Origin of the sequence: Streptomyces sp. C1-1, from assembly GCF_050214755.1 — a bacterium.
In the GTDB taxonomy this organism is placed as follows: Bacteria; Actinomycetota; Actinomycetes; order Streptomycetales; family Streptomycetaceae; genus Streptomyces.
This window is the reverse complement of the sequence record NZ_CP189826.1, coordinates 695,171-714,054: the sequence shown is the minus strand read 5'-3', so window position 1 is coordinate 714,054 and position 18,884 is coordinate 695,171. Positions and strand designations below refer to the sequence as shown.

The 18,884-nt window shown below is 70.6% G+C and carries 20 protein-coding genes and 1 pseudogene; 9 read left to right on the top strand and 12 right to left on the bottom strand.

Going from position 1 to position 18,884, the window contains the following annotated elements; all coding sequences use genetic code 11:
• Positions 1-94: 94 nt before the first annotated feature.
• Positions 95-2,236: a glycogen debranching protein GlgX gene (glgX, locus tag ACQF4J_RS03175; protein WP_427164463.1), complete on the top strand. Its 2,142-nt coding sequence runs from the start codon at positions 95-97 to the stop codon at positions 2,234-2,236.
• Between the two features lie 21 nt (positions 2,237-2,257).
• Here glgX and ACQF4J_RS03170 read toward each other — a convergent pair whose 3' ends face one another.
• Positions 2,258-2,620, bottom strand: coding sequence for an STAS domain-containing protein (locus ACQF4J_RS03170; protein WP_351569988.1), 363 nt, complete (start codon positions 2,618-2,620; stop codon positions 2,258-2,260).
• A gap of 157 nt (positions 2,621-2,777) precedes the next feature.
• Here ACQF4J_RS03170 and ACQF4J_RS03165 point away from each other — a divergent pair, with 157 nt between their 5' ends.
• The 3 genes from ACQF4J_RS03165 to ACQF4J_RS03155 all read left to right on the top strand — a co-directional run bounded on the left by ACQF4J_RS03165 (position 2,778) and on the right by ACQF4J_RS03155 (position 4,627).
• Positions 2,778-3,224 (top strand): ATP-binding protein, encoded by a 447-nt coding sequence (locus ACQF4J_RS03165; protein ID WP_351569985.1) that lies wholly within the window; start codon positions 2,778-2,780, stop codon positions 3,222-3,224.
• 140 nt (positions 3,225-3,364) lie between these two features.
• On the top strand, positions 3,365-3,520 hold the full coding sequence (locus ACQF4J_RS03160) for a DUF6131 family protein (protein WP_142146189.1): 156 nt from the start codon (positions 3,365-3,367) through the stop codon (positions 3,518-3,520).
• 141 nt (positions 3,521-3,661) lie between these two features.
• On the top strand, positions 3,662-4,627 hold the full coding sequence (locus ACQF4J_RS03155) for an IS481 family transposase (protein ID WP_427168554.1): 966 nt from the start codon (positions 3,662-3,664) through the stop codon (positions 4,625-4,627).
• Positions 4,628-4,700: 73 nt separating this feature from the next.
• On the opposite strand, the gene ACQF4J_RS03150 is transcribed toward ACQF4J_RS03155, so the two are convergent.
• On the bottom strand, positions 4,701-7,049 hold the full coding sequence (locus ACQF4J_RS03150) for an alpha-L-fucosidase (RefSeq protein WP_427164461.1): 2,349 nt from the start codon (positions 7,047-7,049) through the stop codon (positions 4,701-4,703).
• A 226-nt stretch (positions 7,050-7,275) separates the two neighbouring features.
• Between ACQF4J_RS03150 and ACQF4J_RS03145 the strand changes: the two genes are divergently transcribed.
• The 3 genes from ACQF4J_RS03145 to ACQF4J_RS03135 are packed head-to-tail and all read left to right on the top strand — an operon-like array spanning position 7,276 to position 9,176.
• Positions 7,276-7,908 carry an RNA polymerase sigma factor gene (locus ACQF4J_RS03145; protein ID WP_427164459.1) on the top strand — a complete coding sequence of 211 codons (633 nt, stop codon included), beginning with the start codon at positions 7,276-7,278 and terminating at the stop codon, positions 7,906-7,908.
• A complete protein-coding gene (locus ACQF4J_RS03140; RefSeq protein ID WP_351569976.1) occupies positions 7,905-8,969 on the top strand; it encodes a CU044_5270 family protein in 1,065 nt (354 codons plus the stop codon). Before ACQF4J_RS03145 ends, ACQF4J_RS03140 begins: the two co-directional genes overlap by 4 nt.
• Entirely contained in the window at positions 8,970-9,176 is a 207-nt protein-coding gene (locus ACQF4J_RS03135) for a hypothetical protein (protein WP_427164458.1), read from the top strand.
• Between the two features lie 243 nt (positions 9,177-9,419).
• On the opposite strand, the gene ligA is transcribed toward ACQF4J_RS03135, so the two are convergent.
• From ligA to ACQF4J_RS03110, 5 genes and pseudogenes are all read right to left on the bottom strand, one after another.
• Complete coding sequence (gene ligA / locus ACQF4J_RS03130) at positions 9,420-11,513, bottom strand: NAD-dependent DNA ligase LigA (RefSeq protein ID WP_351801021.1); 2,094 nt, start codon at positions 11,511-11,513, stop codon at positions 9,420-9,422.
• A 76-nt stretch (positions 11,514-11,589) separates the two neighbouring features.
• Positions 11,590-11,805, bottom strand: a complete 216-nt coding sequence (locus ACQF4J_RS03125; RefSeq protein WP_351569970.1) for a hypothetical protein — start codon at positions 11,803-11,805, stop codon at positions 11,590-11,592.
• Between the two features lie 99 nt (positions 11,806-11,904).
• Positions 11,905-12,315 (bottom strand): (R)-mandelonitrile lyase, encoded by a 411-nt coding sequence (locus tag ACQF4J_RS03120; protein WP_351569967.1) that lies wholly within the window; start codon positions 12,313-12,315, stop codon positions 11,905-11,907.
• A gap of 47 nt (positions 12,316-12,362) precedes the next feature.
• Positions 12,363-12,620 (bottom strand): annotated as a pseudogene (locus ACQF4J_RS03115) (carboxymuconolactone decarboxylase family protein); the annotation flags it as partial.
• A 98-nt stretch (positions 12,621-12,718) separates the two neighbouring features.
• Positions 12,719-13,735 carry a zinc-dependent alcohol dehydrogenase family protein gene (locus ACQF4J_RS03110; protein WP_351569964.1) on the bottom strand — a complete coding sequence of 339 codons (1,017 nt, stop codon included), beginning with the start codon at positions 13,733-13,735 and terminating at the stop codon, positions 12,719-12,721.
• 211 nt (positions 13,736-13,946) lie between these two features.
• Between ACQF4J_RS03110 and ACQF4J_RS03105 the strand changes: the two genes are divergently transcribed.
• Positions 13,947-14,831 (top strand): helix-turn-helix transcriptional regulator, encoded by an 885-nt coding sequence (locus ACQF4J_RS03105; RefSeq protein ID WP_351569961.1) that lies wholly within the window; start codon positions 13,947-13,949, stop codon positions 14,829-14,831.
• Between the two features lie 32 nt (positions 14,832-14,863).
• Here ACQF4J_RS03105 and ACQF4J_RS03100 read toward each other — a convergent pair whose 3' ends face one another.
• Entirely contained in the window at positions 14,864-15,892 is a 1,029-nt protein-coding gene (locus ACQF4J_RS03100) for a zinc-dependent alcohol dehydrogenase (RefSeq protein ID WP_427164456.1), read from the bottom strand.
• The gene (locus tag ACQF4J_RS03095) at positions 15,885-16,322 is read right to left on the bottom strand and encodes a tautomerase family protein (protein ID WP_427164455.1); all 438 of its coding nucleotides are present in this window, start codon (positions 16,320-16,322) and stop codon (positions 15,885-15,887) included. The genes ACQF4J_RS03100 and ACQF4J_RS03095 overlap by 8 nt, the downstream gene beginning before the upstream one ends.
• 79 nt (positions 16,323-16,401) lie before the next feature.
• On the opposite strand from ACQF4J_RS03095, the gene ACQF4J_RS03090 reads away from it, so the two are divergent.
• Positions 16,402-16,986: a TetR/AcrR family transcriptional regulator gene (locus ACQF4J_RS03090; RefSeq protein WP_351569952.1), complete on the top strand. Its 585-nt coding sequence runs from the start codon at positions 16,402-16,404 to the stop codon at positions 16,984-16,986.
• Positions 16,987-17,025: 39 nt separating this feature from the next.
• Here ACQF4J_RS03090 and ACQF4J_RS03085 read toward each other — a convergent pair whose 3' ends face one another.
• The 3 genes from ACQF4J_RS03085 to ACQF4J_RS03075 all read right to left on the bottom strand — a co-directional run bounded on the left by ACQF4J_RS03085 (position 17,026) and on the right by ACQF4J_RS03075 (position 18,727).
• The gene (locus ACQF4J_RS03085; protein WP_427164454.1) at positions 17,026-17,502 is read right to left on the bottom strand and encodes a tautomerase family protein; all 477 of its coding nucleotides are present in this window, start codon (positions 17,500-17,502) and stop codon (positions 17,026-17,028) included.
• A gap of 102 nt (positions 17,503-17,604) precedes the next feature.
• Complete coding sequence (locus ACQF4J_RS03080) at positions 17,605-18,537, bottom strand: YihY/virulence factor BrkB family protein (RefSeq protein ID WP_351569946.1); 933 nt, start codon at positions 18,535-18,537, stop codon at positions 17,605-17,607.
• Entirely contained in the window at positions 18,527-18,727 is a 201-nt protein-coding gene (locus ACQF4J_RS03075) for a hypothetical protein (protein WP_351569943.1), read from the bottom strand. The genes ACQF4J_RS03080 and ACQF4J_RS03075 overlap by 11 nt, the downstream gene beginning before the upstream one ends.
• Between the last annotated feature and the right edge of the window lie 157 nt (positions 18,728-18,884).

The following is an 18,884-nucleotide window of genomic DNA, read 5'->3' as shown; positions in this document are numbered from 1 at the left end:
TTCACCTGACCTGCACCGCATGTCAAGTGAAAGGAGGGGCACACGGGAGCAGACAAGCGCGGCTGTCCTCCGGCCGCGCGGGGGAGGGTGAGGCATGCGCATCTGGCAGGAGAGCACGGAAGTCGGTGCGCGGCCGGGGCAGACGGCGCCACTGGGCGCCACCTTCGACGGCGCGGGAACGAACTTCGCGGTGTTCTCCGAGGTGGCCGAGCGCGTCGAGCTGTGTCTGTTCGACGAGGACGGCTCGGAGGAACGCGTCGCCCTGAAGGAGGTGGACGGCTTCGTCCACCACATCTACCTGCCGGACGTCGGCCCGGGCCGACGCTACGGCTTCCGGGTGCACGGGCCCTACCGGCCCGAGTCAGGTGAGCGCTGCAACCCCAACAAGCTGCTGCTCGACCCGTACGCCAAGGCGATCGAGGGCCAGGTCGACTGGAACGAGGCGCTGTTTCCGTACCACTTCGAGGACGCCGACCGTTACAACGAGCTGGATTCCGCCCCGTACATGCCGAAGTCGGTGGTGGTGAATCCGTACTTCGACTGGGGCAGTGACCACCCGCTGCGGACTCCGTACCACGAGACCGTGATCTACGAGGCCCATGTGAAGGGCATGACGATCACCCACCCGGCGATACCCGAGGCGATTCGCGGCACCTACGCGGGGCTGGCCCACCCGGCCATGATCGACTACTTCGTCGAGCTGGGCGTCACCGCGGTGGAACTGATGCCGGTGCACCAGTTCGTGCAGGACCATGCCCTGGTGGAGAAGGGCCTGTCGAACTACTGGGGATACAACACCATCGGCTTCTTCGCCCCGCACAACGCCTACGGCTCCTCGGGGCAGCGGGGTGAGCAGGTGCAGGAGTTCCGGGCCATGGTGAAGACCCTGCACGAGGCCGGTATCGAGGTGATCCTCGACGTCGTCTACAACCACACCGCCGAGGGCAACCACCTCGGGCCGGTGCTGTCCCTGCGAGGCCTGGACAACGCGGCCTACTACCGGCTCTCCCCGGAGGACCCGCGCTACTACTGGGACACCACCGGTACGGGCAACAGCCTGCGGATGAACCACCCGCACACCCTCCAGCTCATCATGGACTCACTGCGGTACTGGGTGACCGAGATGCACGTCGACGGCTTCCGCTTCGACCTGGCCGCCACCCTGGCCCGGCAGTTCCACGAGGTGGACCGGCTGTCGTCGTTCTTCGACCTCGTCCACCAGGACCCGGTCATCTCCCAGGTGAAACTCATCGCCGAGCCGTGGGACGTCGGCGAGGGCGGCTACCAGGTCGGCAACTTCCCCCCGCTGTGGACCGAATGGAACGGCAAGTACCGTGACACGGTGCGTGACTTGTGGCGGGGCGAGGGCGGCACGCTGGGCGAGTTCGCCTCCCGGCTGACCGGCTCCGCCGACCTGTACCAGAGCGACGGACGCAGGCCCTTCGCGTCGGTCAACTTCGTCACCGCGCACGACGGTTTCACCCTGCGCGACCTGGTCTCGTACGACGGCAAGCACAACGAGGCCAACGGCGAGGACAACCGCGACGGCGAGGATCACAACCGCTCGTGGAACTGCGGCGCCGAAGGCCCCACCCAGGACCGCAGCGTCCTTGCCCTGCGCGCCCGTCAGCAGCGCAACCTGCTGGCCACCCTGCTGCTCTCCCAGGGCGTCCCCATGCTCTCGCACGGCGACGAACTCGGCCGTACTCAGCAGGGCAACAACAACGCGTACTGCCAGGACAACGAGCTGACGTGGATCGACTGGCAGAAGGCCGCGGAGGGGAGCGAACTGCTCGACTTCACCCGCATGTTGATCGCTCTGCGCCGCGACCACCCCGTCTTCCGCCGGCGGCGCTTCTTCAAGGGACGCGTACCGCGAGGCAGCGCAACGGAGTCGAAGGACATCGGGTGGTTCACCCCCGCTGGGCAGGAGATGACCGACGACGACTGGGACACCGGCTTCGCGCGGTCCCTCATGGTGCACCTCAACGGCAAGGCCATCACGGAACCGGATCTGCGGGGCCTGCCCGTGCAGGACGACTCCTTCCTGCTGCTGGTCAACGCCCACAGCCAGGCCCTCACCTTCACGGTGCCCGATGAACTCGGCCCCTGGTGGGCGGTCGAGGTGGACACCGCCATCCCCTACACCGAGTTCAGGCCGCTGATCAAGGCGGGCAGCGACGTGGAGGTCGAGGCCCGGTCGCTGCTCGTCCTGCGCGGCCACGAGGATGCGTAGGGAGCCGGCAGTGACGGACGTTCAGGTCGAGAGGGCTTGGTGCAGGGTCGGGCAGCAGTCGATGACGGTGTCGATGCCGACGATCTGCAGGACGCGGAGCACGGAGGCGGAGGGTGCGGCCAGTCGCAGCCAGCCGTCGGCCCGGGCGAGCGTGTTGTGGGTGGAGATGAAGATGTTGATGCCGGTGGAGTCCAGGAAGGTGACCTGTTCGAGGTCGACCACGACGCGGACGCGAGGGGCATCGGGCCGAGGCAGCGCCTGGCGCAGTACCTCGGCGGTGTCGCGGTCGATCTCTCCGGCAAGGGTGACCACGTGGATGCCGTCGATGACGGTGGGGATGGCCGACAGCCGGCCGGGGCGCCCAGTGGGGTCGACGTCGGTCATTTCTCCCTCGAACAAGACGTTGGGACTGGCACACTGAAGCGTTGGCCCGAGCTGCTGTGTGAAGGATACGTGTGATACGTGTGCGTGGCGCAGCCATCGGTAGCAGAGGGGCAACTCGCGATCGGGCGCGGCAATAACGGGGTTGAAGGCAGTGGTCATGGATCTCGCATCTGTGAGGAAGGGGGAGACCACGGCGGCGGAGCAGGGGCCGGAGATCAGCGTCGCGCTGGACGGTGACGGCACGTGTATCGCCCGGGCCCGCCACCTGGCCGCGGACTTTCTCACCCGTCGGGCCGGGCACACCGCGGCGGTCCCCGCGCGCGTGGAGGAGGTGGTCCAGCTGGTGGTGAGCGAGCTGGTCACCAACGCCTACAAGTACGCGCCCGGCCCGGTCATGATGGTGCTGAGGCTCGCCGGTGAGGCGGTGGAGGTGCAGGTGTGGGATTCCGCCCCCGGCCTGCCGCAGGCACGGACCGCCGACGCCAACCGGGTGGGCCAGCACGGTCTGGAGATCGTGAAAGCCCTCGCAGTGGGCTTCGAGGCCAGGCAGGTGACGACCGGCAAGTGCATCACCGTCCGTATCGCTCTGACGGACGGCCCCTGAGCGTCGTTCCGGAGGCAGCCGAGGGCCGCTGACCCGACGGAGCCGATCCACGAGCAGTCCCGTGATGCCCGGGCGGGGGTGATGTTGCGACTTGGGGGCATCCGGGAGATGACACGTCAGGCAACTTCGGGAGGTACGTCATGCTCGCCATCGGCATCATCCTGCTTGTCATCGGCTTCCTCACCGGCGTCTCGATCCTGTGGACCCTCGGCCTCATCCTGACCGTGGTCGGTGCCGTCCTTTGGATCATGGGTTCCACGGGTCACGCGGTCGCCGGCCGACGCCACTACTGGTGACGAGACGCCGTTCCGGGCCCGCAGCCCGTCCTAGCTGTACTCGGCCGGGAGGTTGGTGACACGCCCGCTACCGGTTGTTGATCATGGAGGGACCTCCGGGCGTAGTGGAGATTGCCGTCTTCACTCACCTCGGAGGTCCTGGTGGCCCACGCTAATGCCCGGCTGACCTTTCACGGCAGATGCCTGCTGGTGCGTCGCGTCGTCTTCGACCGGCGTCCGGTCGCGCACGTCGCCAAGGAGCTGGGAGTCTCCCGGCAATGTGCTCATCGCTGGGTCAACCGCTACCGTGCCCACGGCTGGCCGGGGCTGCACGACCGCTCCAGCCGCCCCCACACCTGCCCACGTCGCACCCCGGCCGAGGTTGAGGAGCGCGTCCTTGAGGCCCGCCGACGCCTGCGCCGGGGACCCGAGCAGATTGCTGAGGCCACCCAGGTCCCGGCCCGGACGGTGAGCCGGATCCTGCGCCGCCACCAGGTGCCGCCCCTGGCGGCCTGCGACCCGCTGACCGGACAGGTGATCCGGGCAGTGCGCACCAGCGCCGCACGCTACGAGTACAACCAGCCCGGCGGCCTGGTCCACCTGGACGTCAAGAAGCTCGGGAAGATCCCCGACGGCGGCGGCTGGCGGGCCCACGGCCGCAGCGAGGACGTCCGGGGCCGGGGCATCGGCTACGACTACGTGCACGCCGCCGTGGACGACCACTCCCGCCTGGCCTACGCCGAGATCCTGGCCGACGAGAAGGGCACCACCTGCGCGGCCTTCCTCACCCGCGCGGCCGTGTTCTTCGCCGGCCACGGCATCGCCCGCATCGAGCGCGTGATGACCGACAACGCCAGGAACTACCGCACCTCCGGCGCATTCCGCGACGCCTGCCAAGCCCTGGGCGCCAAGCAGAAGTTCACCCGGCCCCACTGCCCCTGGACCAACGGCAAGGTCGAACGCTTCAACCGGACCCTGCAGGCCGAATGGGCCTACCACCAGGTCTTCGCCAGCAACACCGAACGCGCCCACGCACTCGCGCCCTGGCTGCACTTCTACAACACTGGCCGCCGACACACCGCGCTCGGCGGCCAGCCACCGATCACCCGACTGTCACCAAAGTCATGACCGGGTACACCTAGCGCGAGAGCCCCGGGAGGAGAAACAACCTCCCGGGCTCTCGCAACACACCGGCTGCTGGTCAGGGTCGCCGGTCCACCTTGAAGACCCACACGTATCGGCCTGCCGCACGCGCGGCTCCGGGCACGTCGATCACCAGCGCGCCCTTGCTCGTGGTCCAGGACAGCGGTCGGTCGTGGCCGAGCAGGGTGATCCTGTCGCCGCCGCGGACGGGTACCGGCGCCTCGACGCGGAGCTTGGCACCCGGCTCGGCGAGTGAATGGATGTAGAAGGCGTCGTCCGGGCGCACGGTGAACCGCAGATCGTCGCCGAGTTGGGCCATGCGGGACCAGTACGTCGTGCCGTAGATCGCCTCGCCGTTGGTGCGCAGCCACCGGCCCGTCTCGCGCAGCCGGGTCTGCATGATCTCCGGGATGGTGCCGTCGGCGCGCGGGCCGATGTCGAGCAGGAAGTTGCCGTTCTTGGAGACGATGTCGACGAGACTGCGTACGACTTGCTCGGCCGTCATGTAGGCGTTGTCCGGGGTGGCCTGGTTGTAGCCGTAGCTGAAGGGGTCCAGGCCGCGGCTCGACTCCCATTTGGCGACGACCGTGTTCTCGTACGTCGTGTACTCGGGCGTGGTGAAGTCGTGGAAGGCGATGCCCGAGCGGTCGTTGACCGTGACGTCGGTCGGGCGGCCCCGGTTCTTGGCGTGGTTGAAGTACTCGGCGAGCACGTCGAGGCTGTCGTTCGCGCCGCCGATGTCGCACCAGATGAGTTCGGGGTCGTAGCCGTGGATCAGCTCCAGCATCTGCGGCGCCTGGTAGTCCCTGACGTAGTCCTTGCCGCCGGTGTATCCGGTGTACGGCACCGGCTGGAGGGTGTACGGGTTGCGTGGGGCGTGGCCCATCCAGGGGTTGTCGGGGTTGAACCACTCCGGCATCGAGAAGTAGAGCCCCCGGTGCAGCTCGGGCGCGTAGCGGCGGGAGGCCTCGAACAGCTCCTTGACCAGGTCCCGTCTCGGGCCCGCCTTCACGGCGTTGCGGTCCGAGACCTTGGTGTCCCAGAGCGCGAAGCCCTCGTGGTGCTTGGAGGTCAGGACGTGGTACTGCGCTCCGGCGTCGCGGAACAACTCCACCCAGGCGCGTGGGTCGAACTTCGCGGCGGTGAAGCGCGGGATGAAGTCGTCGTAGGCGAAGTCCTCGCCATAGGTCTGCCGGTGGTAGGCGTACACCGCGTTGGCCGGGTCCTGCATGTGGTTCCAGTACCACTCGGCGTACTGCTTGCCCACCGGTGACCAGGCGGGCACCGAGTACACGCCCCAGTGGATGAAGATGCCGAACTTGGCGTCCTGGAACCAGTACGGCGCCTGGTGGCCGGAGAGGGAGGCCTCGGTGGGCAGGTAGTCGGCCACGCCGAGCGACAGCCGGCTCCGCTGGGAGGTGACGCGGGCACCGCGGCCGCTGACGGTCACCGCCCCGTCCTGAACGGTCCCGGGAACCACACCACGACGGTTGCGGATGCCGACGCGGACGCGGGTCTGCTCACCGGGGGAGAGGCGGCGGATGCGGGCCGGCTCCACGGTGCGGGCCCCGGGCACCTCGACGGCCACCGACACCCCGTCCTCGGCCAGGACCGGGACGGTGCCCGCGTTGACGACGGTCGCCTCGACGCTCTGTGCGCCCGTGGATTCCATCAGGGAGTTCGTGGAGCGGGCGTTGCGCAGGGCCAACGCCCTTCCCTGGGCGACGGGTTGGAGGGAGAGGGCGAAGATGTGCAGGGACGCCTTGTTCGGCTGCGGCGGGTTGGTGACCGGCAGGGTGAGGGCGATCGCCTCCCGCTGCGGGTCGATCCACACCTCCGCCGTGCCGATGCCGACGCCGTGCGCGTCCTTGCTGCCGTCCGGGGTGTAGCGGTACGGCGCCGACAGTGAGCCGCCCGCCGAGTACCAGTCGGCGCCGCCGAGACCGGCCGACGTGGTCGAACCGTCCGCGTAGTGCACGGTGGCCGTGCCGGAGGCGTTTCCGTAGCTGCCCGCGGTGAGGAAATGTGCGGACAGGTAGCGGCCCTTGGGCAGTTCGAGCCGTTGGCCCAGGGCGACGAGGTTGTTCTTGGCCCCCTCCGCGGGGGACGGGAAGAGGAAGGCGATGCCGTCGACCTCGACGGGCCCCGCGGCGAGTTCCTCGCCGGGGAAGGTGTAGCCCGAACCGTCGAAGTCGCCACCGCGCGCGGAGGTTGTGTCGATGCCGTCGTTGTCGTAGAGGGCATCGAGCGGGACGGGCACGGGATCGGGGACGGAAGCCCACGGCTCGGGGTGCCGGTCGACCGGCTGGGCCGCGTGCGCGGGTGTGGCGATGCTGAGAGGAAGGGCGGCGGCGGTGGTGATGCCCGCGGCCGCGCCCAGGACCTGACGTCTTGGAGGAGTACTCATGGCGGCTCCCAATTCATCGGATGTCTGATGATTGAGGAGGTGTCCTGCCCTGTCAATGGGGCGGTAACGGCGGTCAGTTGAAGAATTGATCGGATGGGTTGTCCGGACGCGGTTCTGTTTCGTCCGTCGCGGTTGTCGCGGAACGCGGACTGCCTGTGTGGCAGCTGTGACATAGCTCACGGGAACTGGCCCGCACCATCGGTCAGTTCAGAACGTGATCACAGATATGCGAACGCGGGTACGGAACGGAGATCCGGATGCCTTCGCGGAACTCTTCGACGAGTGCGCCCGCACGGTGTACAACCACGCCTTCCGGTTGACCGCCGACTGGTCCGCGGCCGAGGACGTCATGTCGGCCACGTTCATGGAGGCGTGGCGGCGCCGCGCCTCGGTCGAGGCCGACGGGGGTTCCCTGCGGCCGTGGCTGCTGGGTATCGCCACCAACGTCGCCCGCTCCCAGTACCGCAGCAATCGCCGCTACCGCAACGCGGCAATCGCCGCTGCCGCCGCGAACGCCGCGGAGGAGCAGGTCGAGGACCATGCCGAGGAGACCGTCGGACGTCTGGACGACCGGCGCAGGATCGCTGCCACGCTGGCCGCGCTGAGCCTGCTCAAGCGCCCCGAGCGCGAGGTTCTGACGCTGTGCCTGTGCGAGGGGATGGAGTACGCCGAGGCGGCCCGCGTCCTCGGTGTCCCGGTCGGCACCGTCCGCTCCCGCCTCTCCCGCGCCCGCGGCAAGCTGCGCAAACTCGCCGACGCACAACTGGTGAGAGAAAAACGGGAACTCACCCCCACGAACCGGCAGATACCAGGTGATCGCGGATACGCGGTCCGGTCCGCACAGGAAGGAAACCGATGAACGCCAGCCCCTCCCACCAGCCTCACCCGGCTGAGTGGACGGAGACGCAGAGCCTTCTGCCCTCCGCCGAGCGGGATCTGCCGGCGGGCCGCCACCAGTTCCACAAGGAGCAGATGATGGCTCAGATCCACGAAGACCTCCGCACCTCCCGGGTGACGCCCCCGAAGCGGCCCAACCCGTTCCTGCGCCGTACGATCCTGGTGCCCGCCGCGGCCCTCGCCCTGGCCGGCGCGGTCGTGGGCGGCCTCGCCCTCACCGGCGGCGACGCGGGCGGCGACAAGACCCCCCTGGCCACGGGACCCGCACTGACCACCCAGGTCGGAGTCGCCGACGCCAAGGGCGCCCCCCGGCTCCTCGACCGCATCTCCCTGGCCGCCGCCGACACCTCGACGCCCACGCCGCACGAGGGTCAGTACATCTACATCGCCTCCAAGGTGGCTAGCACCTACCCCCGTACCGTCGGCGACAAGACCACTGTGGTCAGCCAACAGCTGCACTCCCGCCAGGTCTGGAACTCCCTCGACGGCAAGGACGGCTGGCTGATCGAAGCCGGTCAGACGAGCGACAAGGGCATCACCCTGCTGAGCGAGACTCCGATGAGCTCGGCCTACAACGCCCTGGCCGAGCTGCCCACCGACCCCGACACGCTGCTGCGGCGGGTCTACCGGGAATCGGACGCCGCCCGGGATCCCGAAGTCCCGCGCGACCAGGCCGCCTTCGTCGCCATCGGCGATCTGCTGACCGAGAGCTACCCGCCCGCCAAGGTCAGCGCCGCCCTCTACAAGGCCGCGGCGAAGATCCCCGGCGTCGTCGCGGTGGACGACGCCGTCGACGCCACGGGCCGGCACGGGGTCGCGATCGCCCGGCAGAACGACACCGACGGCGAGCGCACCGAGTGGATCTTCGACAGGAAGACCCTGCGGTTCCTCGGTGAGCGCACCGTGGTGGTCAAGCCCGTGGCGGACAGCCCGTTCAAGGTCGGCACCGTCACGTTCACCAGCGCGATCACCCAGCGCGCCTTCGTCGACGCCAACAAGCAGGCACCCGGGCAGGCGAGCTGAATGCGTGACAGTACGGCTGCCGGTGCCGCGCTGGCAGCCCTGCTGGTGTCGGGGTTGTTGACCGGCGCGGCGCTGTCGGCCACCGGCTCCGGTCTCGGTGTGCGGACGGAGGCCACGGTCACCGTGGGGAGCAGCTCCCCGACGGTCACCGTGGGGGGCGGCGGCTCCCCTCGGCTTGCGCACCACGCGATCCGTCCGCGGCAGTGAGAAAGGCCCCGGCTGGACGGGGGAGACCAGCCGGGGCCGCTAGCGGTGGCGTGCGGAGGGCGGTCGCCTCTCGGCGGGATGCTCCATGGGGCTTCAGCCGAACGATCGTCCCCATGGGCGGAAGGTGAGGCCCGGGGACACTGTCCCCTCCGCAGCCACGTCTGGTTGAACGGCCGACCGGCCCGGGCTGTTCCCGCCGCCGGCTCCCGTCGGGGTGATCCGAGACACACCCCCCGGAGAGGATCACCCGATGAAGTCGGCGACCAGGGTGGCGAACTCGTCCGGGGTGGCCAGGCGGACGCCGAGAGTCTCGGCCTTGGCCCGCTTGGATCCCGCACCCTCCCCTGCGACGACCAGCGTGGTCTTCTTGGAGACGCTGGAGGAGGAGCGGCCCCCGGCCCTTTCGATCAGCTCGTTCATCTGATTGCGGCTGAGCTTCTCCAGTGCGCCGGTCATCGCGCCGGTGACCACGACCGTCATTCCGGCCAGCGGTCCGCCCACCGCAACCTCGGCCTCCCCTTCGGCGTCCGCGTCCCCGGTCGGGGCGGCGGCCGACGGGGGAGTGGCGCCGGGTTCGGTCATGTTCACCCCGGCGGCGGCGAGCTTGTCGACGAGCGGGGCGAGTTCGGCGAGTTCGGCCACGATCGACGGGGCCTTCTCGGTGCCGATGCCCTCCACCTGCTGCATCGCTTCGGCGTCCGCGGCCCGGATGTCCTCCATGGTCGCGAAGTGCCGTGCGATACGCCGGGACATGGAGCGGCCGGTACCGCGGATGCCGAGCGCGCACAGCACCCGGGAAAGCGGCTGGTCCTTGGCCGCGCCGATCGCGGCCAGGAGGTTGTCGGTGCTGGTCTCACCCATCCGCTCCAGGCCCAGCAGCTGCTCGCGGGTCAGGGCGAACAGGTCGGCGAGGTCGGTGACGAGACCGGCGTCGACCAGTTGGACGACCCGGGTGTGGCCGAGGCCTTCGATGTCGAGCTGGTCACGGCCGGCCGCGTAGGACAGGGCGGCCACCAGGTGACAGTTGCGTCCGTTCTCGCAGCGCCAGCGCTGCTCGCTGGTGTCGATCCCGGACCCGCAGCGCGGGCACACCTCGGGGAAGGCGATGGGCTGTTCGTCGCCCGTGCGCAGATGGGCGACGGGGGCCTCGATGCGGGGGATGACGTCACCGGCCCGGTGCACCATGACCTGGTCGCCCAGCCGCAGGTCGCGGCGGGTGATGTCGGCCGGGTTGTGGAGGGTGGCGTACGTGATGGTGGCGCCGTCGATCTCGACCGGCTCCAGGACGGCACGCGGGGCGATGATGCCGGTCCGCCCGACGTTCCACTCCACCTCCAGCAGCCGGGTGATCTTCTCGACGGCCGGCAGCTTGTAGGCGATGGCCCAGCGCGGAGCGCGCGAACCCGACCCCGCCGCCTGCTGGTCGGCGGCCAGGTCGGCCTTGATGACGATCCCGTCGATCCCGAACGGCAGCTCGGCCCGCAGCGATGCGATCTCCTGCACCCGGGCCAGTACCTGCTCGACGGTGTCGGCGGTGATGCCGGGCACCGCGGTGGTGGCGGTCGTGTTGATCCCGTACGTGGCGGCCTGCGCCATCAGGTCGCTGTGCGCGAGTTCGCCCAGCCGCGTGGCGAGTTCGGCCTCGGTGTCGGGCAGGGGCAGCAGGCCGTAGCCGAAGAACGTCATCGGCACGGTGTAGGCGCGCTCCTTGGCCCGCAGGGTGCCCGCCGACGCGCCGCGCGGGTTGGCGAACGGCTGCCCGCCGTGCGCGGTGCGGGTCTCGTTGGCGTGCTCGAACTGGGCGGTCGTCATGAGGACTTCACCGCGCACCTCGACGGTGATCGGTGCGGCGAGTTCCTCCGGCAGCCCTTCGATGGTGCCGATCGCGTGCGAGACGTCCTCGCCCGCCGTACCGTCCCCGCGGGTGATCAGCTGTCTCAGGCGGCCGTGGGTGTAGCGGGCGGCGACGGCGAGACCGTCCAGCTTCGGCTCGACGCTGAACCGCTCGGCCTCGTGGCCGATGCGGCGGGCGAGCGAGGCCGTCCAGGCGGTGAACTCGTCCGGCGAGAACACGTTGTCCAGGCTCAGCATCGCCACCGTGTGCGGGACATCGCCCTCCACCGCGCCGCCGGCGACCTTCCCCGTCGGCGTGTCGGGCAGCACCTGCTCGGGATGGTCGGCCTCCCACGCGGCGATGCCGCGCACCAGACGGTCGTAGGCGTCGTCGTCGAGTGCCGAGGTCCCGCCCGCGTAGTAGGCGGCGGCGGCCGTCACCGCGTCCTCGACCGCCTGGGCGTAGGCGGCGGCATCCGTGATCACTGCTGCAGGTGTTGTCATGCCGTCATCCTGCCTGCCACCACTGACAATGCCCCGGGGAGCGGGTCTGAGGGCCTCGACGACGGGCGGGCGACGCTCAGTGCTCCCACATGTCCGGCCCGCCGCCCCGCCACTCGATCGACCCCGACTGCCGTACCCACACCTCGTCGGTGGTCTCCAGGCCCGCCAGGCGCAGGAACTCGACGATGTCCAGCAGCCCGTACGCCATGCCGACGAACCGCTCGCCCACCCGCACCCGCCGGCCTCCGTCTTCGGCGGGCGGGTAGATCACGATGGACTGCGTGCTGGTCATGGCACCAGCGTGCGGTCTCACAGTCCGGCTCGCATGCGGGGCAGCGGTTACGGGAGGGTGTCGCCCACGGCAGCGGCGGGCCGTGCCGTGTCACGCGGGTCAGCGGCTGCCGTTCACGGCGGCGGCGTACTGCTCGTCGGTGACGGGCTCCAGCCATGTGGTGCCGTCGCCGTCGGCGGTGCCGACCACCATGGCGATGTGCGCCAAGAGCGTGGTGTCGGTGGCGCCGTGCCAGTGCTCCTCGCCCGCGGGGCACTTGATCGTGTGGCCGGCGCTGACGCGCACGACGTCGCCGCCGCGGGTGCCGACCAGTCCGGTGCCGTCGGTGACGTAGAGGGTCTGGCCGTTGGCGTGCCTGTGCCAGTTGGTGCGGGCGCCGGGAGTGAAGCGGACCAGGGCGGCCGCCAGGCGGGCGGGCTCGGTCGGTGTGTCGATCATGTTGAGGTAGACGTCGCCGGTGAACCGCTCGGCCGGTGCCTTGGCGGTGGGGGTCGAGGTGACGTGCTCCATGTTGATCTTCCTTGTGGTGGGGTGGTGTCGGGCTGCGCGGGAGGGGTTCAGGCGGCGTCGCGTTCGTCGGCGATCTTCTTGAGCCGGATGATGGCGCTCATGGCGTTGGGCCATCCGGCGTAAAAGGCGAGGTGGGTGATGGTTTCGGACAGCTCCTCGACGCCGAGACCGTTGTCCAGGGCGGCGCCGAGGTGGTGGTCGAGCTGCTCGCCGCGGTGGAGAGCGGGCCAGGGTGGTCACGGTGACCAGGCTCCGGGCGCGGGGGACAGGCCGGGGCGATTGCGGAGGTCGCCGAAGAGGACGTCGTGCGGGGCATGGAGGACTTCTTTCCGTGTGTACGGCGGTTTCCGTGTCGGCGGCGTTTCCGTGTCTACGGCGGTGAGGTGGCGCGGTGTGCGGACGCTCAGGGCTTGAGGAGGGTCTTGATGGCCCGGCGCTCGTCCATCGCCGCGTAGCCCTCGGCGACCTGGTCGAGCGGCAGCGTGAGGTCGAAGACCTTCCCCGGCGTGATCGCGCCGGACAGGACGCGGTCGACGAGGTCGGGCAGGTAGCGGCGGACCGGGGCCGGGCCGCCGCGCAGGCCGACATGGGAGAAGAACAGCTCCTGTCCGTCCACGGCGACCCCGTGGGGGACTCCGACGAAGCCCACGTTGCCGCCCGGCCGGGCGCAGCGCAGGGCCTGGTGCATGGCCTCCTCGGTGCCGACGCACTCCAGCACGCTGTCCGCGCCGATCCCGCCGGTCAGCTCACGAATCCGGGCGACGCCCTCGTCGCCGCGCTCGGTGACGATGTCGGTGGCGCCGAACTCGCGTGCCAGGTTCTGTCGCGTCTGGTGCCGCGACATGGCGATGATCCGCTCGGCGCCCATCTCCTTGGCGGCGATCACGGCGCACAGGCCGACCGCGCCGTCCCCGACGACCACGGCGGTGGAGCCGGGCCTGACCTCGGCGGCGTCCGCGGCCCACCAGCCGGTGCCCATGACGTCGGAGACGGCCAGCAGGGCCGGCCACAGCTCCTCGCCCGGGACCTGGTCGGTGGCGACCAGGGTGCCCTGGGCGTTGGGGATGCGGACGTAGTCGGCCTGGCAGGTCGACATGAACTCGCGGTGCAGACAGTTGGACTGGAAGCCGTTGCGGCAGTTGGCGCAGGTGTTGTCGGAGGTGGCGAAGGAGCCGATGACGAACTGGCCCGGCCCGACCGCCGTGACCTCGCTGCCGACCTCCTCGACGAAGCCGACGTACTCGTGGCCCATCGGGTGCGGTGCGTCCGTCGGCTCCAGGCCGCGGTAGGGCCACAGGTCCGAGCCGCACACGCAGGTTACGGCCGTACGGATGACCGCGTCGGTCGGAGCGAGGATCTTGGGGTCGTCCAGGGTCTCGAAGCGGATGTCGCCAGGGGCGTAGATCATTGCGCCGCGCATGAGGGATTCCTTCGCGTGCCGGGGTGACGTACCAGGGGAGACGGCCGTCGCCGGGTGCAGAGCCAGGTGGGTGCCGTCCGCCGGCTCGCGGCGGGGCGAAGAGCACCACGCCATCCAGGCAACCCGGTTCCGGCAGGCGCAGCGAGTCACCGTCAAAGGGTGTACTGGCAGTACATCCCTACGGTCGCGCACGGGACGTACCGTCGAATGCGTGGACAACCAAACAGAGGTCCGCGAGTTCCTGACCTCGCGGCGAGCGAAGATCACTCCCGAGCAGGCGGGCCTGCCCTCGGGCAGCCGGCGCCGGGTGCCGGGCCTGCGCCGCAGCGAGGTCGCGGCCCTGGCGGACATGAGCGTGGAGTACTACTCCAAACTGGAGCGCGGCAACCTCGCCGGCGCCTCCCCGGCTGTCCTGGAAGCCCTCGCCCGGGCCCTCCAGCTCGACGACGCCGAACGCGCGCACCTGCTCAACCTCGCCCACGCGGCCGACGGCTCGGACACCCTCACACGACCCCGGCGCCGCTCCGCGCAGTGGAAGGCCCACCGCAGCCTGCAATGGGTCCTGGACGCCGTCACCGCCGGTCCGGCGTTCGTCCGCAACGGCCGTTTGGACATCCTCGCCACGAACCAACTCGCCCGCGCCTTCTACGCCGACGTCCACGCGAACCCGCACAACCAGGCGAACCTGGCCCGCTTCAACTTCCTCGACCCCGCCTCGCGCCGCTTCTACCCCGACTGGGACTGGGCGGCCGACATCGCCGTCGCCATCCTGCGCACGGAGGCCGGTCGCAACGCCCACGACAAGGACCTCCACGACCTCGTCGGTGAACTGTCCACGCGCAGCGACGACTTCCGCACCCGCTGGGGCGCCCACAACGTCCGCCACCACGGCACCGGCACCAAACGCTTCCACCACCACGCCGTCGGCGACCTCACCCTCGCCTACGAAGGGCTGGAGATGGCCGCCGAGCCCGGCCTCACCCTCACGATCTACACCGCCGAGCCGGGCTCCTCGTCCGAGGAGGGCCTGCGTCTGCTCGCCTCGTGGGCCGCCACGCAGGACGCCGACACCGCGGAGGCCTCCACAGCGAACTGACCGCTGTGCGCGTGGTCGTGGACGGAGCGGCGTCAGTCTGCGGATTCGGCCGGGCCGAGATCGCGGACGAAGACGGGCTTGAGGTGCTTCTCGCGCAGGGCGTCGGGGAGTTGGTCCCAGTCCAGTACGTGGGAGACGACGCGGGCGGGGTCGACGGTGCCGGAGGCGGCGAGGGCGAGTGTGTCGGGGATGTGGGTGCGCACGTTGTCGCGGGCGACGCGCAGGGTGACGCCGGTGAGGTACATGTCGAGCAGGGGGAGTTCGCCGGGGCGGAAGTGGTTGCCGGCCGATTCGCAGATGCCCTCAGGCGCGAGGGACTTCACGGCGAGGGCGAGCTGGTCGACACGGCCGGTCGCCTCGACGGCCAGGTCGAAGCCGTGGCGGACCGGTTCGACGCTCTCGGCGGTGCGGGCGCCGAAGCCCTCGGCGAGCTTGCGGTGCTCCGCGTCGGGGTCGACGTAGAGGACGTCGGAGGCGCCGAGCGCACGGGCGATGTCGCAGACGTAGAGGCCGATGCTGCCGCGGGCGACGACCAGGACGCGGGCACCGGGGCGAGCCTTGAGGTGGGGCGCGACCAGTCGCCAGGACAGCGACCAGTTGTCGCCGGCCGAGGCCATCGCGACGGGGTCGAGGCCGGCCGGCAGCGGGACCAGCATGGCGTCCGCGTACGGGACGCGGACCAGGTCGGAGAAGAGGCCGCCCCAGTCGCCGCCGATCGGCGCGCCGTACATGGCCATGTACGGAACCGAGGTGCAGTGGGCGGTGAGGCCGGTGCGGCAGTGGGCGCAGCTGCCGCAGCTGATGGACCAGGGCACCACGACGAGGTCGCCGGGCGCCACGGTGCTCACGTCGTCGCCGACGTCGGTGACGCGGGCGACGCATTCGTGGCCGAGGGCGAACGGCGGGTCGATGAAGCCGTGTCCGGCCAGGATCGCGGAGTCCACGTCGCAGGAGGTCGCCGCGACGGGTGCGACGATCGCCTCGCCGGCCGAGCGGACCCGGGGGTCGGCGGCCTCGCGCCACTCGACCGTGCGGGGCGCGACGTACGTCAGCTCACGCATGGGCCCGCTCCTCGCCCTGCCGGGCCAGGGCGACCAGGTCGGCGTAGCGGATGACGGAGCCGCCCGCACCCCAGGTGCCGTCCGGCTGTTCGTGTACGAGCACCCACACCCGCAGCGCGTCGGCCGGAGCGAGGCCGGCGGCGGACAGCACGGTCTTCGTCGCGTCCTGGACCAGCCCGGCCGTGCGCCGTTCGGACAGCGCCCCCTGCGGCACCGTCACCTCGACCAGGAAGCGGGGCGCGTCGTCCTCGGCCGTGCTCTGGGCGCGCTCGGGCAACTCGACGAGGTAACTCCACGCCTGGGCGCGGAAGAAGGCGGTGCCGGGCGCCCCCTCCCAGCGCAGCAACACGGCCGCGAGGTCGCGCTGGACGGTGCTGCGGCCCTCTTCGGTGAGGGCGCCGACCGGCACGGTCAGCCTGATCATGGGCATGAGGACTCCTATGACGAGTGTTATAAACCTCGATCACGGTAGACTATGACGGACGTTATAACCAGAGGGGAGGGCGCGGGTGGCCAAGAGCAGTACGCCGTCGCGCGAGCGGATCGTGGCCGGTGCCGCGGACATGATCAGCCGTCGTGGACTGAGCGCCACGAGCATCCGGGAGATGGCCAAGCACGCCAGGGCGCCGCTGGGCTCGACGTACCACTACTTCCCCGAGGGCAAGCAGCAGTTGGCCACGGAGGCCGTCCGGTACACGGGGGAGTGGGTCGCCCGCAGGCTGCGCAAGGAGCTGGAATCGGGGCCGGTCGCCGGTCTCGGGGCCTTCCTCGACCTGTGGCGGAGGATCGTCGTGGAGAGCGACTTCCATGCCGGGTGCCCCGTCCTGGCCGTGGCCATCGAGGAACCTCCGGACGGCGAGGTCCCTCCGGCGCTGACGGCCGCGGCCGACGTCTTCGAGCAGTGGGAGACCCTGCTGGCCGACTCGCTCCGGGCGCACGGCGCCGAGGCCGAGCAGGCCGCGCAGCTGGCCACGCTCGTCGTCGCGGCCGTCGAGGGGACGGTGGCCATGTGCCGCGCCCAGCGCAGCACGCGGCCCCTCGACCGTGCCGCCGAGCAGCTCAAGGCCCTCGTCGTCGCCGCGACGGCGAAGTGACCCGAGACTGTGCGGCCGGCCTCCCGGCAGGGGCCTGGGTCATACGCCGAGCGCGGCGCGGATGGCCTGGGCCTTCTCCTCTGTGAACACCCCCGTGTCGAGGAGGGAGAGGACGGACAGCACCCGACCGCTCGAGCCCCAGCTGCCCTCGTCGATCACGCGGAAGGTGACCCACCAGGCCGGCGACGGCTGCGCGAGGCCGCAGGCGTCGGCCGTCGCGGCCAGGATGCGCTCGATGACCGCGGTCCTGACCTCCTGCCGCCAGTCTCCGTCCATCACCGCCACGTCGATCACCATGACGTCGGTGTCCGGGCCGCTGTCCGACAGGAGGCGCCCACCGATCGCCATCATGTCCGGCCGGCGCTCCACGAAGTGCACCTGGAATCCGGCGCGCGCGGAGGGAGCGAACTGCCCCACCTCGGGCACGAGGACCGCGTCCGTCAGCGTCTCGGCCAGCGTGCGGCGCTGTTCCGGGCCCAGTCGTCCCGTCGGGGTGCTCACGGTGATGATCGTCAAGAGGTTCTCCTATGACAGTCGTTATAAACGGCTTCCAAGGTACATGCGCTTATAACGACTGTCATATCACGGTGGCGCCGATCTCACGGCGCCCCACACCGCTCACGCGGACGGCCGGCGGCTCGGGCCGATCCCGGCGCCGTGGCGGGCGGCGTCCTTGCTCAGCTCGGCGGTGAACTGTGCGCCGCCGAGCAGCGCGAGGTTCGACAGCCACAGCCAGATCAGGAATACGACGGCCCCGGCGAGGGAGCCGTAGAGCCTGCTGTACGTGCTCAGGGTGGAGGCGTACAGCGCGAATCCGGTGGAGACGGCCAGCCACAGCAGGGCGGCCAGGACACCGCCGGGCAGACTGTGCGCGCGCCGGCGTGCCGCGACCGGACCGGTGTGGAAGACCACGATGACCAGCAGCGCCACCAGGCACAGCAGCAGCGGCCAGCGCAGCACGCTCCAGCCCCAGGCCGCCGTGGCGCCCAGGCCGAGCACCCGGCCCAGGTCCTCGGCGAGAGGCCCCGTGAGCAGCAGGGCGAGGGAACCGGTCAGCAGCAGGACCAGCAGTCCGAACGCGGTGAGCACGATGCGGTGGGCCCGGCGCAGCGGCGACCGGCTGTCCTCGACCCGGTGCATGCGGTGCAGCGCACGCCGGAAGACGGCGAGATAGCTGGAGGCCGACCAGAGTGCGCTCACGGTGCCGACCACCAGCAGCGGCCACGCGCCCCCGTCGACGCCCAGCATGCGGGAGAGGGCGGCGTGCAGCGCCGCCGCCGACTCGGCGGGCGCGTAGGCGGTGACGTGCGTGACGAACTCCCGGGCAGTGCCGGGACTGATCATCCCGAACGCGAGGACCGCCACCAGCAGAGCGGGCAGCACCGCGAGGATCGCGTAGTACGTCAGGGCCGCCGCGAAGTCCGAGATGTCGTCGTTCCACAACGACACCGGCGTGCGCCGCAACGCCGGCCACCAGGCGGCATGCGGCCGGGAGCCGGGTATGGGGCGGACGGCGGGCCGGGTGTCGCCGGGGTAGGGGTCAGCGGACATGGGACTCACGATGCGATACGGCGCCGAGGCGCGGGCGGGTGTGCGTGCGGTACGGCGCTGCCGACTCCTCGGCCTCGGCCGTCACCGTGCGCGGGGTGGGCCCGGGAGCGGTGCCGCCGAGGGCGGTGGCGGCCGGTCTCCGGGCCGTCGCGGCGTCCGGGGCCGAGGGCCCGCAGGCATCCATGGTCACGGTGGTGGTGTCCTTTCCTGCGGTGCTCGGTCGGTGAGGCGCCGGTCCTCGTTTCGACCCGCTCCGGCCGCTGTTGTGACGCGGATGCCCCGAAAAGGCCTCGCCAGGCCACCGCGGTCCGGTTCGTCGACCGCGTCGTCCAGCGCATTCCCGTACA

What these genes read in the sequence shown, in the direction of transcription:
- ligA (WP_351801021.1), bottom strand. Translation starts at nt 11,513, where the DNA reads ATGACAACACCTGCAGCAGTGATCACGGATGCCGCCGCCTACGCCCAG.
- ACQF4J_RS03120 (WP_351569967.1), bottom strand. Translation starts at nt 12,315, where the DNA reads ATGGAGCACGTCACCTCGACCCCCACCGCCAAGGCACCGGCCGAGCGG.
- ACQF4J_RS03140 (WP_351569976.1), top strand. Translation starts at nt 7,905, where the DNA reads ATGAACGCCAGCCCCTCCCACCAGCCTCACCCGGCTGAGTGGACGGAG.
- ACQF4J_RS03095 (WP_427164455.1), bottom strand. Translation starts at nt 16,322, where the DNA reads ATGCCCATGATCAGGCTGACCGTGCCGGTCGGCGCCCTCACCGAAGAG.
- ACQF4J_RS03100 (WP_427164456.1), bottom strand. Translation starts at nt 15,892, where the DNA reads ATGCGTGAGCTGACGTACGTCGCGCCCCGCACGGTCGAGTGGCGCGAG.
- ACQF4J_RS03135 (WP_427164458.1), top strand. Translation starts at nt 8,970, where the DNA reads ATGCGTGACAGTACGGCTGCCGGTGCCGCGCTGGCAGCCCTGCTGGTG.
- ACQF4J_RS03125 (WP_351569970.1), bottom strand. Translation starts at nt 11,805, where the DNA reads ATGACCAGCACGCAGTCCATCGTGATCTACCCGCCCGCCGAAGACGGA.
- ACQF4J_RS03170 (WP_351569988.1), bottom strand. Translation starts at nt 2,620, where the DNA reads ATGACCGACGTCGACCCCACTGGGCGCCCCGGCCGGCTGTCGGCCATC.
- ACQF4J_RS03110 (WP_351569964.1), bottom strand. Translation starts at nt 13,735, where the DNA reads ATGCGCGGCGCAATGATCTACGCCCCTGGCGACATCCGCTTCGAGACC.
- ACQF4J_RS03080 (WP_351569946.1), bottom strand. Translation starts at nt 18,537, where the DNA reads ATGTCCGCTGACCCCTACCCCGGCGACACCCGGCCCGCCGTCCGCCCC.
- glgX (WP_427164463.1), top strand. Translation starts at nt 95, where the DNA reads ATGCGCATCTGGCAGGAGAGCACGGAAGTCGGTGCGCGGCCGGGGCAG.
- ACQF4J_RS03150 (WP_427164461.1), bottom strand. Translation starts at nt 7,049, where the DNA reads ATGAGTACTCCTCCAAGACGTCAGGTCCTGGGCGCGGCCGCGGGCATC.
- ACQF4J_RS03165 (WP_351569985.1), top strand. Translation starts at nt 2,778, where the DNA reads ATGGATCTCGCATCTGTGAGGAAGGGGGAGACCACGGCGGCGGAGCAG.
- ACQF4J_RS03145 (WP_427164459.1), top strand. Translation starts at nt 7,276, where the DNA reads ATGCGAACGCGGGTACGGAACGGAGATCCGGATGCCTTCGCGGAACTC.
- ACQF4J_RS03160 (WP_142146189.1), top strand. Translation starts at nt 3,365, where the DNA reads ATGCTCGCCATCGGCATCATCCTGCTTGTCATCGGCTTCCTCACCGGC.